The sequence below is a fragment of the Mucilaginibacter lutimaris genome, from assembly GCF_042676625.1.
In the GTDB taxonomy this organism is placed as follows: Bacteria; Bacteroidota; Bacteroidia; order Sphingobacteriales; family Sphingobacteriaceae; genus Mucilaginibacter; species Mucilaginibacter lutimaris.
In genome coordinates, this window is record NZ_JBHTIA010000009.1 from 433,123 (window position 1) to 447,914 (window position 14,792).

At 42.0% G+C, this 14,792-nt stretch carries 16 protein-coding genes; 5 read left to right on the plus strand and 11 right to left on the minus strand.

Features of this window, described 5'->3' with window-relative positions; translation table 11 throughout:
* The first annotated feature begins 79 nt into the window (after positions 1-79).
* Positions 80-589: a phosphoribosyltransferase family protein gene (locus ACFQZI_RS14605; RefSeq protein WP_377143674.1), complete on the plus strand. Its 510-nt coding sequence runs from the start codon at positions 80-82 to the stop codon at positions 587-589.
* A 233-nt stretch (positions 590-822) separates the two neighbouring features.
* Here ACFQZI_RS14605 and ACFQZI_RS14610 read toward each other — a convergent pair whose 3' ends face one another.
* Genes ACFQZI_RS14610 through ACFQZI_RS14620 form a run of 3 tightly spaced genes read right to left on the minus strand, consistent with a single transcriptional unit; the run spans position 823 to position 3,016 of the window.
* The gene (locus ACFQZI_RS14610) at positions 823-1,326 is read right to left on the minus strand and encodes a shikimate kinase (RefSeq protein ID WP_377143675.1); all 504 of its coding nucleotides are present in this window, start codon (positions 1,324-1,326) and stop codon (positions 823-825) included.
* A gap of 2 nt (positions 1,327-1,328) precedes the next feature.
* Positions 1,329-2,477, minus strand: a complete 1,149-nt coding sequence (locus ACFQZI_RS14615; protein WP_377143677.1) for a BT_3928 family protein — start codon at positions 2,475-2,477, stop codon at positions 1,329-1,331.
* Positions 2,474-3,016, minus strand: a complete 543-nt coding sequence (locus ACFQZI_RS14620) for a DUF1599 domain-containing protein (protein WP_377143713.1) — start codon at positions 3,014-3,016, stop codon at positions 2,474-2,476. The genes ACFQZI_RS14615 and ACFQZI_RS14620 overlap by 4 nt, the downstream gene beginning before the upstream one ends.
* Before the next feature lie 165 nt (positions 3,017-3,181).
* Here ACFQZI_RS14620 and folP point away from each other — a divergent pair, with 165 nt between their 5' ends.
* Entirely contained in the window at positions 3,182-4,042 is an 861-nt protein-coding gene (gene folP / locus ACFQZI_RS14625) for a dihydropteroate synthase (protein WP_377143679.1), read from the plus strand.
* Here the strand turns inward: folP and ACFQZI_RS14630 are convergent.
* From ACFQZI_RS14630 to recJ, 4 genes are all read right to left on the minus strand, one after another.
* The gene (locus ACFQZI_RS14630; RefSeq protein ID WP_377143680.1) at positions 4,026-4,415 is read right to left on the minus strand and encodes a hypothetical protein; all 390 of its coding nucleotides are present in this window, start codon (positions 4,413-4,415) and stop codon (positions 4,026-4,028) included. The two genes, folP and ACFQZI_RS14630, sit on opposite strands and share 17 nt — an antisense overlap.
* Positions 4,416-4,523: 108 nt before the next feature.
* Entirely contained in the window at positions 4,524-6,047 is a 1,524-nt protein-coding gene (locus tag ACFQZI_RS14635; protein ID WP_377143682.1) for a GH3 auxin-responsive promoter family protein, read from the minus strand.
* A gap of 107 nt (positions 6,048-6,154) precedes the next feature.
* Positions 6,155-6,895, minus strand: coding sequence for an LPS export ABC transporter ATP-binding protein (gene lptB, locus ACFQZI_RS14640; RefSeq protein WP_377143684.1), 741 nt, complete (start codon positions 6,893-6,895; stop codon positions 6,155-6,157).
* Positions 6,896-6,975: 80 nt separating this feature from the next.
* Entirely contained in the window at positions 6,976-8,676 is a 1,701-nt protein-coding gene (gene recJ, locus ACFQZI_RS14645) for a single-stranded-DNA-specific exonuclease RecJ (protein ID WP_377143686.1), read from the minus strand.
* A 144-nt stretch (positions 8,677-8,820) separates the two neighbouring features.
* On the opposite strand from recJ, the gene ACFQZI_RS14650 reads away from it, so the two are divergent.
* Genes ACFQZI_RS14650 through ACFQZI_RS14660 form a run of 3 tightly spaced genes read left to right on the plus strand, consistent with a single transcriptional unit; the run spans position 8,821 to position 10,263 of the window.
* Positions 8,821-9,408, plus strand: coding sequence for a TetR/AcrR family transcriptional regulator (locus tag ACFQZI_RS14650; protein ID WP_377143689.1), 588 nt, complete (start codon positions 8,821-8,823; stop codon positions 9,406-9,408).
* 51 nt (positions 9,409-9,459) lie between these two features.
* On the plus strand, positions 9,460-9,918 hold the full coding sequence (locus ACFQZI_RS14655) for a hypothetical protein (RefSeq protein WP_377143691.1): 459 nt from the start codon (positions 9,460-9,462) through the stop codon (positions 9,916-9,918).
* Between the two features lie 39 nt (positions 9,919-9,957).
* The gene (locus ACFQZI_RS14660; protein ID WP_377143694.1) at positions 9,958-10,263 is read left to right on the plus strand and encodes a DUF3817 domain-containing protein; all 306 of its coding nucleotides are present in this window, start codon (positions 9,958-9,960) and stop codon (positions 10,261-10,263) included.
* A 58-nt stretch (positions 10,264-10,321) separates the two neighbouring features.
* On the opposite strand, the gene porD is transcribed toward ACFQZI_RS14660, so the two are convergent.
* The 4 genes from porD to ACFQZI_RS14680 all read right to left on the minus strand — a co-directional run bounded on the left by porD (position 10,322) and on the right by ACFQZI_RS14680 (position 13,810).
* Entirely contained in the window at positions 10,322-11,218 is an 897-nt protein-coding gene (porD, locus tag ACFQZI_RS14665; RefSeq protein ID WP_377143697.1) for a type IX secretion system protein PorD, read from the minus strand.
* On the minus strand, positions 11,215-12,417 hold the full coding sequence (coaBC, locus tag ACFQZI_RS14670; RefSeq protein WP_377143700.1) for a bifunctional phosphopantothenoylcysteine decarboxylase/phosphopantothenate--cysteine ligase CoaBC: 1,203 nt from the start codon (positions 12,415-12,417) through the stop codon (positions 11,215-11,217). The genes porD and coaBC overlap by 4 nt, the downstream gene beginning before the upstream one ends.
* 94 nt (positions 12,418-12,511) lie before the next feature.
* A complete protein-coding gene (locus tag ACFQZI_RS14675; protein WP_377143703.1) occupies positions 12,512-12,856 on the minus strand; it encodes a DNA-directed RNA polymerase subunit omega in 345 nt (114 codons plus the stop codon).
* Between the two features lie 18 nt (positions 12,857-12,874).
* On the minus strand, positions 12,875-13,810 hold the full coding sequence (locus ACFQZI_RS14680; protein ID WP_377143706.1) for an outer membrane protein assembly factor BamD: 936 nt from the start codon (positions 13,808-13,810) through the stop codon (positions 12,875-12,877).
* Positions 13,811-14,792 lie beyond the last annotated feature (982 nt).

Here is a 14,792-nt window from a genome sequence, read left to right on the forward strand (position 1 = left end):
CGTTACTCTGTCTTTATATATCGAAAAAGTGGTTTAACTTTACAACGTTGCAACCTTAAAAAATCTCAACACTTTCTCCATGCCTGATAAAAAGATCCTGATATTAAACCAGCAGCAAATACAGCAAAAGATAGATCGTATTGCTTACCAGATATTAGAAGATAATTTTGATGAGAAAGAGGTCCTGATAGCGGGTATCCTTCCGCGTGGTAACCACGTAGCGCAAAGGCTGAAAATTGTGTTAGATAAAATAGCCCCCTTTACAAGCCGTTTATTAACTATTGAGCTTGATAAGCAAAGCAGCCAGTTGCATGCAAAAACAAACTTTGATGTGCAGGAATGCCATGATAAGGTTATAGTTTTGGTAGATGACGTACTAAACAGTGGCAAAACTTTGGCGTATGGGTTTGGCGTTTTTTTGGATGTGCCGCTGAAAAAGCTGCGTACAGTCGTACTGATCGACCGTAATCACAAAAACTTCCCCGTAACTACAGATTATGCAGGTGTAGCGTTATCTACTGTAATAAAAGAACACGTTGATGTTGTTATTGACGTTGACGGCCAGGAAGATGCTGTTTATTTGAGATAGAAAAGCGCCGATTGTTCCTCTATGTCATTGCGAGCGATAGCGTGGCAATCTCATAGGACAAGTCACCAACATGCAGTTAAATGAAAATGCATCACTACTACGTTTATATAATTACAAAGCACTCTAATTATTGCAGAAAATCCTGATTGGAAAGATTTAAGCCTTGAATGGTATGATTGATTTGCAAGCGGGCAAGCTGAGATTGCCGCGCTATCGCTCGCAATGACATTTTTTTAGATCCCCAATACCCCTACCAACTTCTCTACACTCATATCCATCCCGCTAATGGTATGGGTTGCCTTTAGGTAGTAACCTTCGCGTTCAGCTAATTTATGTTCAATAAATTCAACAAGTTCATCTCCTTTTTTGCCTTGCAGTACAGGGCGCGGGGTCTTGGCATTCTCTAAACGGTTACCTAATGCCTTGGGCGAAAGCCGGATGTAAACCGTTTGCCCGTTACTGTTCATCCAATCCATATTGTCAAAAAAACAGGGAAGCCCGCCACCCGTTGATACTACGGTATTTTCGGGATAATTTGTTGTTTTTAATATTTCAGACTCCAGCTTGCGGAACGATTCTTCGCCGTGCGCGGCAAAGTATTGGGCTACGGTAGAGCCAACTTTGGCTTCGAGCGTGTGATCAAGGTCAATAAAATCGTAGCCTGTACCTGCCGCGAGCTTGCGGCCCCAGGATGTTTTACCACAGCCCATAAACCCCACTAAAAATATTAATCCCATTATTACTTGCTGAAGTAGTTTTTAACCAGGTCGTCGTACTTAGGCATATTATGAAAATGCCACTTGTTAATAACCGTTCCGTTTTTTATAAGCATGATACCCGGGTTAGCCCTAACCATAGTTTTTAACGGGACACCATCGGCATAAAATAATTCGCTTATCAGCTTATGCTCTTTAGCGAATTTCTGGGCGCCTTCCGGAGCGTTCGATGTCAGAAAAATGGTGCGCGTGTTATAGTTTTGAGTTAGGTTTGCAGCCAGCGCGTTAATACGGTTAACCGCTTCCTGGTTAGTGTCATCCAAATTATAAGCCACTATCCAAAGGCTATAAAACGGGCTCGAGAGTAACTCTTCATTATAGTTATTGCCCTCTGCGTCCTGTATGTTCAGGTCGCGTATTTTAGGCTCAAAACCTTTCTTGATCAGTTTGCTTTCCGGGGTGCCTTTTACTGCCCAGGTCGTATCTTTCCAAATGCCCGATTTAAGGTACTCTTTGTCCGACATGGTTTTGGTTGCCTGCGTGTTCTTATTTTTTAAAACGTAGGTAACCTCAAATTCATCTGCCGGGGCGCCCGGCGGGGTTTTCATCTCCTGCAAAATATTAGCCCCAATTTTGTAGGGTAAAAAATCCATTACAGGTAGGAAATTGTAGGTGTACAGGCCAAACCCAATCGAAACTATAGTAGCGCCAATTAAGAGCGTATCTCCGGTTTTGGCATTGGTTAACGGCTTAACCGCTTTATAGTTAAAAAATAAAACAAGCACTAAAAGCAATAACACAAGATCTTTGGTGAACGATTGCCAGGGTGTAAGTGGAATGGCATCGCCAAAGCAACCGCAGGTTTGTACTACTTTAAAGTAAGCTGAGTAAAAGGTAAGGAAAGCGAAAAAGATGATCAGTAAAAGCAAACCCCATATTACCTGTACGGCACGTGTGCCTACTAATAAGGCAAAACCCAGTATCATTTCGAGCGCGCAAAGTAAAATGGACAGGCTTAAAGCAAAGCCGTTAAGCCAGGTTGTGTGAAATACTTCGAAGTATTCTTCCAGTTTATAAGAAAAGCCCAGCGGGTCATTGGCCTTTATCAGCCCCGAAAAGATAAACAGTAAGCCAACTGCTAACCGGCAAAACCAAATTAAATTGTTTTTCATTGTACGCCCAGTTTTATCAGCGCGAATACCGCGTAGTTAAGCATATCCTGGTAATTGGCCTTAACACCTTCTGATGCCAGGGTTTGGCCCTTGTTGTCTTCTATTTGTTTTACGCGCAATATCTTCATCAGTATCAGATCTGTTAACGAGCTGATGCGCATATCGCGCCAGGCCTCACCGTAATCGTGGTTTTTGGCAAACATCAGGTCGCGGGTTTCGGTTACTTTGCCGTCAAATATCACCTCCACCTCTGCCGCATCCAGTTCGGTAGAGGTTTCGGGGCCGCAATCTAACTGCATCATGGCAATAACGCAATAATTCACAATACCAATGTATTCGCTGGTGATATCTTCGTCAACTTTAGAAACCTTTTTTTCTTCGAGCGTACGAATGCGCTGCGCTTTAATAAAAATCTGGTCGGTGATAGATTCCGGCCTGAGAATGCGCCAAGCGGTACCGTAATCGCGGGTTTTTTTAATGAAAAGACCTTTGCAAATATTGATTACCGCTTCGTATTCTGCTGCTGTGTTGCTCAAGATGTTGTAATGTTTAAATGTTACAATGTTGTAATGTTATTGTATGCGGTTGCTGGACAGACGTCCTCGTGCTCCTTTGGGAAGGTGCCGCATAAAACTATCTAAGATTTGAATAAAGTTGCGTTAACTTTACAACATTCAAACCTTTCAACGTTTCAACAAAACAAAGTGGCTAAAGATACATTTTTTCAGAAAAAGGAAACCATAAATGCGGGTGGTAAATTATTAGACCTGTCTGCCCCAAAAGTGATGGGCATCATCAATATTACGCCCGATTCCTTTTATGCCGAGAGCAGGCGAACGGATGTCGGTCAGGTGCGTTTGCAGGCCGAAAAAATGCTAATTGAGGGCGCTGCTTTCCTGGATATTGGCGCTTATTCATCCCGTCCGGGCGCGAAGGATATTTCGGCCCAGGAAGAAACCGACCGCTTGTTACCTGCTGTAGAAGCAATTGTATCAAACTATCCCGAAGCTATCATTTCTATAGATACTTTTCGGGCTGCTGTTGCCGAAACCGCTATCAAAGCCGGCGCGCATATTATCAATGATGTATCGGGCGGCAGCCTTGATGAAAACATGTTTGTCACCGTTGCCCGTTTGCAGGTGCCATATATTTTGATGCACATGAAAGGAACCCCGCAAACCATGCAGCAACTGGCCAGTTACAATGATGTATTTGCCGAAGTTTACGATTATTTTGTACAGAAAATATACCAGTTAAAGCAATTGGGCGTACATGATATTATACTGGACCCTGGCTTTGGTTTTGCTAAAAAAGCGGAACATAGCTATGCGTTGATGAACCGAATGCACGAATTTAGCTGCTTGCAACTACCCGTCCTTGCCGGCATTTCCCGCAAAAGGATGGTCTACGGATTGCTGGATACCACCGCCGAACAGGCACTTATCGGTACTACAGCGTTAAATACTGTCGCCTTAACAAAAGGAGCGAATATATTACGTGTGCACGACGTTAAAGAAGCTGCTGAGGCGGTGAAAATATTCTCCGCCGTTATTTCTTTATCCTGATATATTTATACGATGGGCCATCTGCCGCAGAGGTGCCAATAATAATGGTATCGGCTTTAAAGGCAAAAGCGTCGGTGTATTGGGGATTGCTAAAGGTTATGGTGCCATATCTGTAGCCGTTACGTTCTTCTGTAAATTTTACAGTAAAGTTTCCTTTGGTTTCAGTTTTATCGGCCTCTTTTCTAACATATTTGCTGTTTATGGTTATTACATACCTGTCCTTTTTATCATCGGGCACAACCACGGTAGGGCCAAAACCACCTATTATAGTATTTAATTCCCAGGTTCCGTTAAGCGTAGGGAAATCGGGGTAATCTTTTTTGCATGATGCAAGGCCTGCCATAAACACAAGCATTAGTAAAGCTTTTTTCATTTTTAGTTTAGTTATACAACTATTACGGCAACTTGCTCTGTATCGAAACAGGGGAGGTGTTAAATGATGGTGAAGCTTATGTTAAATAATGTTGGAGGCGTAGCCGGTTTAATTTCTAATAAATTCCGTCATCTTTAAGATGGCATCTACATATTCGCGGTTATTGGCAAGGCGCGGCACTTTATGCTGCCCTCCAATTTTGCCCTTTGCTTTCATCCAGTGAAAAAAAGTATTTTGTGCCATAATTTTTACCTGGGGGCGGCGCAAAGCCATATCTTTAAAGCGCTTGGCATCATAATCGGAGTTTACTCGGCGCAGCGTTTCATCAAGCAGGTCCACAAAGCGGTCAAATTCGGCAGGGTGTTTCTCAAACTCTATGAGCCATTCATGGGCGCCGCATTCTTTATCATTAAAATAGATAGGGGCAGCGGTGTACTCACGAATTACGGCCCCAGTTTGCGAGCAAGCTTCGGCAAGGGCACGTTCGGCATTATCTATAATTAGTTCTTCACCAAATGCGTTTATAAAATGCTTGGTACGGCCGGTTATCTGGATACGGAATGGGGATAACGATGTGAAGCGCACGGTGTCGCCGATCATGTACCGCCATAAGCCGGCGTTTGTGGTAATAATAAGCGCGTAATTTTTATTCAGTTCAACTTCGTCGAGCGTTAACGTCTCCGGGTTTTCACGGTGGAGGTCTTCTATTGGTAAAAATTCGTAGAATATGCCATAATCAAGCATCAGCAATAAGTCGCCGGGTTCTTCTAAATCCTGTATTCCAAAAAAACCTTCTGATGCGTTGTAGGTTTCCAGGTAATACATGTCATCGTTAGGGATGAGTTTCCTGAACTGTTCGCGGTAGGGCGTAAAATTTACCGCTCCGTGAAAATAAAGTTCCAGGTTTGGCCAAACCTCCAGCAAATTGTTTTTACCGGTAATTTCAAGTATGCGTTTAAATAGCAGGATGTTCCAGGTAGGCACGCCGCTTATGCTGGTAACATTTACATCCTTAGTGGCATAGGCCATTTTCTCTATTTTTTCCTCAAAATTCTCGAGCAGGGCAATGTCAAGATGTGGCGTGCGGTAAAACTCGGCCCAAAGTGGCAGGTTTTTCATGATAACTGCCGACAGGTCGCCAAAAAATGTATCGGAGTTTAGCTGGCCAATTTGATGGCTGCCGCCAAGTGTTAAGCTTTTGCCCGTAAAGATGCGCGCGTTTGGGCGGTTGTTAAAATAAAGTGTAAGCATATCCTTACCACCTTTAAAGTGGCATTCCTCTAACGACTCCTCGCTAACAGGGATAAATTTACTTCTGTCGCTTGTTGTGCCCGATGATTTAGCGAACCAGCGGATCTCTGATGGCCAAAGCACATTTTGCTCGCCCTTAAGCATTCTTTCGATGTAAGGCTTTAGCGTGTCGTAATTTTGGATTGGTACGCGCTCTTTAAACTGCGCAAGGTTCTCTATGCTTTTATAACCATATTGCTTGCCCCATTCGGTATTTTCGGCACCGGCTATGAGTTGCTCAAACCACTCCTCCTGTACCTCGTTGGGGTATTTCATAAAAAGCTCTATCTGATGGATACGCTTTTTCATGAACCAGGTAAAAACGGAGTTAAAGATGGTCATAGTAGAGAGTCAGGAATGTTAGAATTAAGAGTCAAGATATAAAATATAAAGTCAATAACAATATAAGAGCCAATTGGTCTTGATTCTTGACTCTTATATCTTAATTCTTACTGAGGGAATGTTTTTCTTTTCAGTACAAAGTTTGCACCAAGGTAAACCTTACGCACCATTTCGTTCTCGGCTAATACCTCCGGTACGCCCGACTCTAATATTTTCCCTTCAAATAATAAATAGGCCCTGTCTGTAATAGATAGCGTTTCCTGTACGTTGTGGTCGGTTATCAGGATACCGATGTTGCGGTGCCTTAACTTGGCAACCATCGCCTGGATCTCTTCGACCGCAATAGGGTCTACCCCGGCAAAAGGCTCGTCCAGCAGGATAAAGTTAGGTTCGGCAGCAAGCGCGCGGGCAATTTCGGTACGGCGTCGCTCACCACCTGATAGCAGGTCACCACGGTTACGGCGTACTTTATGCAGGCTAAACTCGTCTATCAGTTCTTCCAGTTTATCTTGTTGCTTGTCTTTAGGCATTTTGCCCATTTCAAGCACAGCCTTAATATTGTCTTCTACGGATAACTTACGAAAAACCGAAGCCTCCTGCGCCAGATAACCGATACCTTTTTGCGCGCGGCGGTACATAGGGTCGGTAGTTATATCCTGGTCATCTAAGAATATCTTACCCTCGTTAGGCTTTATTAAACCAACTATCATGTAAAACGATGTGGTTTTACCGGCGCCGTTAGGCCCAAGCAAACCTACAATTTCGCCCTGTGCAACATCAAACGTTACATCGTTAACAACAGACCGTTGTTTATATTTTTTTATAAGATGTTCTGCCCGTAATATCATTAACTTAAAATTCAAAAGTTAAAATTCAAAACCTGTCAAAATCAAAACATAACTTTTTTTGACTTTGTAATTTTGACTTTTTAATTGATCCTAATCGCTTTTATATTTAATTGTATAGTGCGTTGGTCGCGCCATACATTCTCTTCAATACTATAACAAATGTCGAATGGTACGCCCGGTTTTAATTGAGGCAGTAATTCGCCCTGATTAAAGGCTATGCTGCTGAACGCTGCCGAGCCCGGCTGCATTACAAACATTTTAACATGCGCGCTGCCTACTAAACCCGCATTGCCGCTAACATACACATTTTTGGTGAGGAATACCGGCGACATGTTCTCCGGCCCGAAGGGGGCAAACTGGCTTAAAATCCTAAAGAATTTGGCATCAATATCCTTTAATTCAATCTCAGCATCTATACTTACCTGCTGTACCAGTTGTTCGTCTGTTATGGTCGATCCAACTACCTCTTCAAATTTTTGGATAAAGGCAGGGACATTTTCGGAGTGCATAGTTAAACCTGCTGCATACTTATGCCCGCCAAATTGTATAAGCAGATCGCTGCAGCCGCAAAGTGCCTCATACAGGTCATAGCCTAAAACAGAACGTGCTGAGCCCGCCACATGCCCGTTTGAGCGAGTAAGTACTACGGTTGGGCGGTAATATTTTTCGGTAAGGCGCGAGGCCACAATGCCTATAACACCTTTATGCCAGGCTTCGTTAAAAACAACGGTAGATTTACGGGCTATCATCACCTCATCATTATCTATCATACTTAAGGCCTCATCGGTAATTTGCTGATCATGTCCTTTGCGTTCGGTATTGCGAATGTTGATCATGTCGCCCTTTTCTTTGGCGGCATCTTCGTGGCAGGCAATTAAAAGCTCAACAGCGTGCTTGGCATCATCAATACGGCCGGCCGCGTTTATGCGCGGGCCTAACAAAAAAACCACATCGCTAATAGTGTAGGTGTTACCACGGCCTGCCACTTCCATTAATGTTTTTACGCCAATGCAGGGGTTCTCGTTTATTTTTTTGAGGCCCAGATGCGCTAACACCCGGTTTTCGCCGGTTAGGTGTACAATATCGCAGGCTATGCTAATAGCTACCAGATCGAGGTATTGAGCAACGTCTTCAAAAGGTATGTCATGCACCTCGGCCCAGGCCTGAATTAGCTTAAAACCTATCCCGGCGCCTGAGAGTTCTTTATAGGGATAACCACAATCGGCGCGTTTCGGATCCAGTACCGCTATGGCTGCAGGAAGTTCTGAACCCGGCAGGTGGTGGTCGCATATTATAAAATCAACCCCCAACGTATTGGCATATGCAATTTTATCTACAGATTTTATTCCACAATCTAAGGCTATAACTAAAGTGAAACTATTTGCGGCAGCATAATCAATACCTTGTGTAGATATCCCGTAGCCTTCTTTGTACCTGTCGGGAATGTAATATTCAATGTTTTTATGCAGTTTCTCAAAAAAGCTATATGTAAGCGCGACTGCGGTGGTGCCATCCACATCATAATCGCCGTATATCAGTATCTTCTCGTTTTTGGTTATAGCCTGTTCAATCCGGTTAATAGCTTTTTCCATATCCTGCATCAGGAATGGGTCGTGGAGGTGCAGTTCGGTAGGGCGGAAGAAGTACTTGGCATCATCAAAGCTTTTAATGCCGCGCTGTACCAGTAGCGATGATAAAACAGGGCTTATATTAAGTGTGGCAGCAAGTTCCTGTACTGTACCCTTATCTGCCGCATCTTTTAACACCCAACGTTTAGTCATAAATAATCTGTCGCTTAAAAAAGAGTAAAGATAAGTAATGGTTGATAAACGCAGAGGCAAGCTTTAAATTTTAATAGAAAAAAATAAATTAGGAAGCTATTTAACTATCTGTTATGTTTGCACTACATACTAATTAGTATCTAAATGTCTAAAGCGGCCAATACACGTACTATGATCCTGACAAAATCCTTCGAGCTTATATATAAGCAGGGGTATCAGGCTACAAGTATCGATAATATTTTAGCAACCACTCGGGTTACTAAGGGCGCTTTCTTTTACCATTTTAAAAATAAGGATGAGATGGGGCTGGCAATGATCAACGAGGTTATCTACCCGGGGATGTACACATCATTAGTAAAGCCATTATTAGACGCTAAAGACCCCATAAATGATATTCACGAAATGATGCGTGTGGTGTTATTAAAGGTTCCGTTCTTGCGGGCTAAGTATGGTTGCCCGGCCGTGAATTTAATAGAAGAAATGTCGCCGCTTAACGAGGACTTTAAGCAAGGACTGTTGAAACTTACCGACCAATGGCAGGATGCTATTAAAAAGAGTATTGTACAGGGTAAGGCCTTAAAGCTGGTACGAGAAGATGTTAACCCTGAATACGTAGCCTGCTTTGTAGTTGCTGGGTACAGCGGCATCCGTAACATGGGTAAAGCGATGGGCTCATCATGCTATAAGGTTTACCTGAATGAATTGAAGAATTATTTATCGCGTTTAAATTAATATTTTTTTGACCATTAACATACCAATTGGTATGTTTTATTAACTTTGAAGATGTTTGATCACCTGCTATTTTTTCATTCTATTGTACGTTGGGCAGTATTAGTTACGCTTATATCCGCTATTTACAAAGCCTATATCGGTTATAGTAATAATAAAATTTTCACCAGGGGTGATGACATGCTACGCCATTGGACAGCTACTACGGCACATATCCAATTAATGCTGGGTATTTTGGTTTATACCCAAAGCCCTAATGCTAAGTTCTCGTTCCACCCGCTGGGGCCAAATGGGCACATAACTCAGCCTTTCTTCTTTGGCGTGTTACATTTATTATTAATGATATCAGCTATTGTCATCATAACAATAGGCTCGGCGATGGCCAAGCGCAAAACTACAGATGCAGAAAAATTCAAGACCATGCTCTTGTGGTTTGGCATTGCGCTACTTATCATATTTATAGCTATACCATGGCCATTCTCGCCATTGGCGCAAAGGCCTTATCTACATTAAATACCTGCACAGGTTCCAACAATAACCTAATATACTATTATGAAACAATTACTATCAACAAACATTGGCCCCCTACGTATAATCGCTTTTTTAGAGGGCATTTCTTTATTACTACTCATATTTATTGCCGTACCCTTAAAATATATGCTACATGATCCAGCAATGGTGAAGGCAATGGGCCCTGTACATGGCGCACTGTTCCTGCTGTTTATTATAAATACAATAAGTGTGGGGGTAGGTCAAAAATGGAATTGGAGCACTACAGGTAAAGTACTGCTTGCCTGCGTTATTCCTTTTGGTACATTCTATATCGATAGGAAAATCCTTCGAATAACGAGTAAGTGACAATTTCTTAGGGTTTAGAAATTAGCATTTAGAAAATGAATTTTTCAGAATTTACAAATTACCTTCCTTTCAATGTCTGGTATTTGCCGCCATTTGCAGGGTCGGCAAGGGAAAGGATGTTCATGGCCTGCATACGGTCCTGTGGTGAAGCATTGCTGAATATGGACACCAACTCCGCGTTTTTAGCAGTAAAAAATGCCAACGGGAAATATGATCCTAAACGTTTCCGGTCTAACTGGCTTAATACCGGTAATATACTACTGATGTATTTGCGGCCCTTTGCGGCGTTATCGGCCATAATGTCTAAGCCATTGCGGTGGTAATTATAAATAAACTCGCGCAGGTTATTATATAATTTGTTGTTCAGGTTTTCTACCAGCCAGTAGCGGTTAAGGTTATTGTCAAACGCTTTCCATCCTTTAAAGGATGTTGTTTGGGCGTTGATTGCAATGGTTTGAGCATTGGCGAAATAAGGTGTGCCGCCATATTTAGAGAATGAATCATAATCCATCCCCACAATGATATATGCGTAAAACGCCATAACCGAACTCAGGTTATTTTGAAAAGTTTGGTCGCTGTAGTCGATGGTTTGCCCTTCGGTATAAGTGAAGTCGAAGTCTTTATCGTTAATATTAACCAGAGTAGTAGTATAAGTTGAGTTATAAACCGGCCTTGACGATTGTACCTGCAATTCGCCGCTAAAGTTACTGCTGCCATCCCAGGCAGTAACGTTCAATACAAAATTGCAATCAATACGTTCCTGCGGGGCAATATTATCAGCGCTCCATTTACGTCCGTTCAGGAAATCTTTCATGGCGGTTTCCAGCGTTTGCAGGGCGCGCTTGTTGGTTACCTGTATTTTTGGGGCCACAACTTTTACCCGTGCATTTAAATCCTGTGCCTTTGCAGCGAAGCAGGCAAAAAATAACACGGCAAAAGTTATATATCTTTTCATTGTTTTAGCAGTTGGGTAAGCTTAATGCAAATGTCGTGTGCCACTTCGGCTTTATCTTTTAGGGCGTAGGTGGTTTTTTGCAATTGGCGGTCTATCAAAGTTACCTTATTCGTATCATTTTTAAAACCTGCCCCCGCATCATTTAACGAATTTAGCACAATCAGGTCCAGGTTCTTTTTCTGAAGCTTTGCAATAGCGTATTCCTCTTCGTTTTCGGTCTCCAGAGCAAAGCCAACTAAAACCTGCCCGTCGCGCTTTTGGTTGCCAAGGGTCTTTAAGATATCAGTAGTTTTTTTCAGTTCGATATTCAGGCCTTCATCATGTTTCTTTATTTTTTGATCGGCAACAACAACGGGGGTATAATCGGCCACTGCGGCACACATTACACAGGCATCAGCTGCAGGGAAATACGATAAACACTCTTGCAGCATGTTTTCCGCGCTGGTTACATTTATACGTTTAATGCTTTGATATTTACATACCTGGGCGGTTGGCCCGGCAACTAAAGTAACATCGGCACCAAGCGAGGCCAGTTCATCTGCCAGTGCAAAACCCATTTTGCCCGATGAGTGGTTGCCAATAAAACGTACTGGATCTATGGCTTCGTACGTAGGGCCGGCGGTAACCAATACCTGCTTGCCAAATAACGGGAGTTTGCTTTTGATATCACCGGTTAAAAAGGCCACTATTTCTTCCGGCTCGGCCATCCGTCCTTCGCCATGCAGGCCGCTTGCCAGTTCGCCGCTGCCGGGTGGGATAAGTATGTTGCCAAAGCCCTGTAGCTGGTTAATATTATTCTGGGTAGAATCGTGCTTCCACATATCCAGGTCCATCGCGGGGGCAAAATATACAGGACATTTAGCAGATAAGTACACAGCTGTAAGCAGGTTATCAACTAAGCCGCCTGCCATTTTGGCCATGGTATTAGCGCTTGCCGGCGCTATGATCATGGCATCGCCCCAAAGGCCAAGTTCTACATGGTTGTTCCACTCCCCGGTCTCAGACTTAAAATAGCTGGAATATACCGGGCGTTTAGAAAGGGTAGATAAGGTTAGCGGTGTTATAAAATTAGTGGCATCAGGCGTCATCACTACCTGCACCTGCGCCCCTGCCTTAACCAGCAGCCTTACCAGTGTAGCCGATTTATAAGCGGCAATACTCCCGCAAACACCTAAAATTATCTTTTTACCTTCAAGCATTGTGTTAAAGTAAAAATAAAAAGCCAAAGTTCAAAAGAAGGAGTAATCCATGCTTTTGAACTTTGACTTTAAACTTTTGAATTAAGCGGAACGCTTAAACCTCCCTTGCTTCTTTAGCAGGGTTGCGGTAGTAAATTTTATTGTCTAAAAATTCCTGTACAGCTATTAACGTAGGTTTAGGCAATTTCTCGTAGTATTTAGATATCTCAATTTGCTCGCGGTTTTCAAACACTTCTTCAAGGTTATCGTTAGCTGATGCAAATTCAGAAAGTTTCTGGTGCAACTCCTCTTTTATGTTATTTGAGATCTGGTTTGCCCTTTTTGACATAATTACCAACGACTCATAAATATTGTCGGTTCTCACATCCAGTTCACGCAGGTCACGGGTAACTGTGCTGCTGGCTACAGCTGGCTTGTTAGTTGGGTTGTTAACGTTCATGTCTTTTATTATCTATTATTAATATGGTATTTTCTGATTATCTCTGTCTTTAATTGATGGCGGTTGGCCGGTATTTGTTGTAGTATCTTTCTTAGCAAGCTTTTCTGCAGCTTTAGAATTAATAGCAGCCTCTGCCAATACACGCTTAGCACGCTCTATACCTTGCAGGCTGTTTTTCTTGTAGTTATTGGCATCAGATACAAACTTGCTTGTTGGGTACTTTTCAATAAACTGGTCGGCATAATTAATAGCCAGATCATAACGCTCCTGCTGTTTACGCTCAAAGCTTACTTTTGCAAACTCGTATTGTGCACGTATGGTTAAAAACTCAAGTTCCTCGGCATACTTCGTGTCCGGGTAATCGCGCAGGGTATTTCCAAACGCTATAACGGCCGACTGGTAATCACCAATGGTTAAATATAGCTTAGCATTAGCATATGATTTTTGCTCAAGCTTATCGCGTAGGTTTTGTATCAGCTTGCTTGCCTCGGTAACACGGTCGCTTTTAGGATAAAGATTGATAAACAACTGTAACGACTCGATAGCTTTTGTGGTGTTCTCCTGATCTAACGAGTAGATAGGCGAATCAAGGTAAAAGCAATACGCTGCAATAAAGCGGCATTCCTCGGCACGGGGACTGCTTGGGTAAGTATCTGCAAATGTTTTAAAGTGGAACCTTGCCGATGTATAATCTTTTAGCTTATAATTAGTATAAGCATAATAATAGAATAGGTCCTCAGCTTCGGCACGGCCACGGTAACGTGTTACCAGGTCTTCAAATAAACCAAGGGCTTTGGTATAATCCTTTTTATTATAAAACTTAACCGCTTCCTGGTATTTTTTAGCGTTATCGTTACTTGCTTTTAACTTTTCGTACTTGCTTTTACAACTGCCAAGCGTAACTATAAGCAGGAACATTACGCCCGAAAATATGAGTAGTTGTTTTTTAAACATTTTGCAAAGATAGTTGAATATTATAAATCAGTCAATTATTTATTTAGTGGACGAATATATAACGACAGAATTACTCCTTATATATATAAGGTAAGTATTTAACATCTTTTAACGTTGTGGTGGATTTTTTAGTAGTGTATTGTGGTATTGTTTAATGTGTTGATTTGAATAGAGGTTTTGATAATTGAGAATGCTATATAATATAGTATATCGCTCAAAGCACTTAACGTTATAACAATAGATGAATTGAGGCATATATATAATACGTAAAATTCGGGCGTTGCCTGCGGCCGGGTTATCCGCTCATACTGCACAGGCCTTAGCCGCAGGCCGGTATCCGCTGCTACCCCTAACGCGGGTAATTTATAATATTAAACATTATAGCGCTGTTTTTATAACCATCGGTAGCTAAAGGACGCATTTCAACTAATACGGCTTATTTTTTCTCGTTCATTTCCAATGTGTTAAATATACACAATCAGGAAAAGCCATAAAACATTTGCTTAAGTAATATTTGTGCGTACCTTTGCAGCCCGCAAACGAAATAGCGGGTCGTTCTCTGAAAACATAGCAAAACATTTATTTTAAAATAAAGTTTGCAAAATCAACAAAGGTTAATACCTTTGCAGCCCGCAAAAGAGGAAACAAATTGCGGTTGTACATTGAAAAAAGCAAGCGAAAAAAAAATAAAAATAAAGTTTGCAAATTCAACAAAGGTTAATACCTTTGCAGCCCGCAAAAGAGGAAACGAAATGTGGGTTGTACGTTGAAAAAAGCAAATAAAAATTAAAAAATAAAGTTTGCAAATTCAGAAAAGGTTTCTACCTTTGCAATCCCAAAACGAGGGAGAAAAAATCGAAAACGATTTAGACAAATAACGTTAACAAAACCAAATGCGATTTTTGGTTTTCAACTTGAAAAGTTAAGCATTGCAAAATGCGAAAACATATAGGAAGTCTGAGACAGACGACCGCAAAAGTTC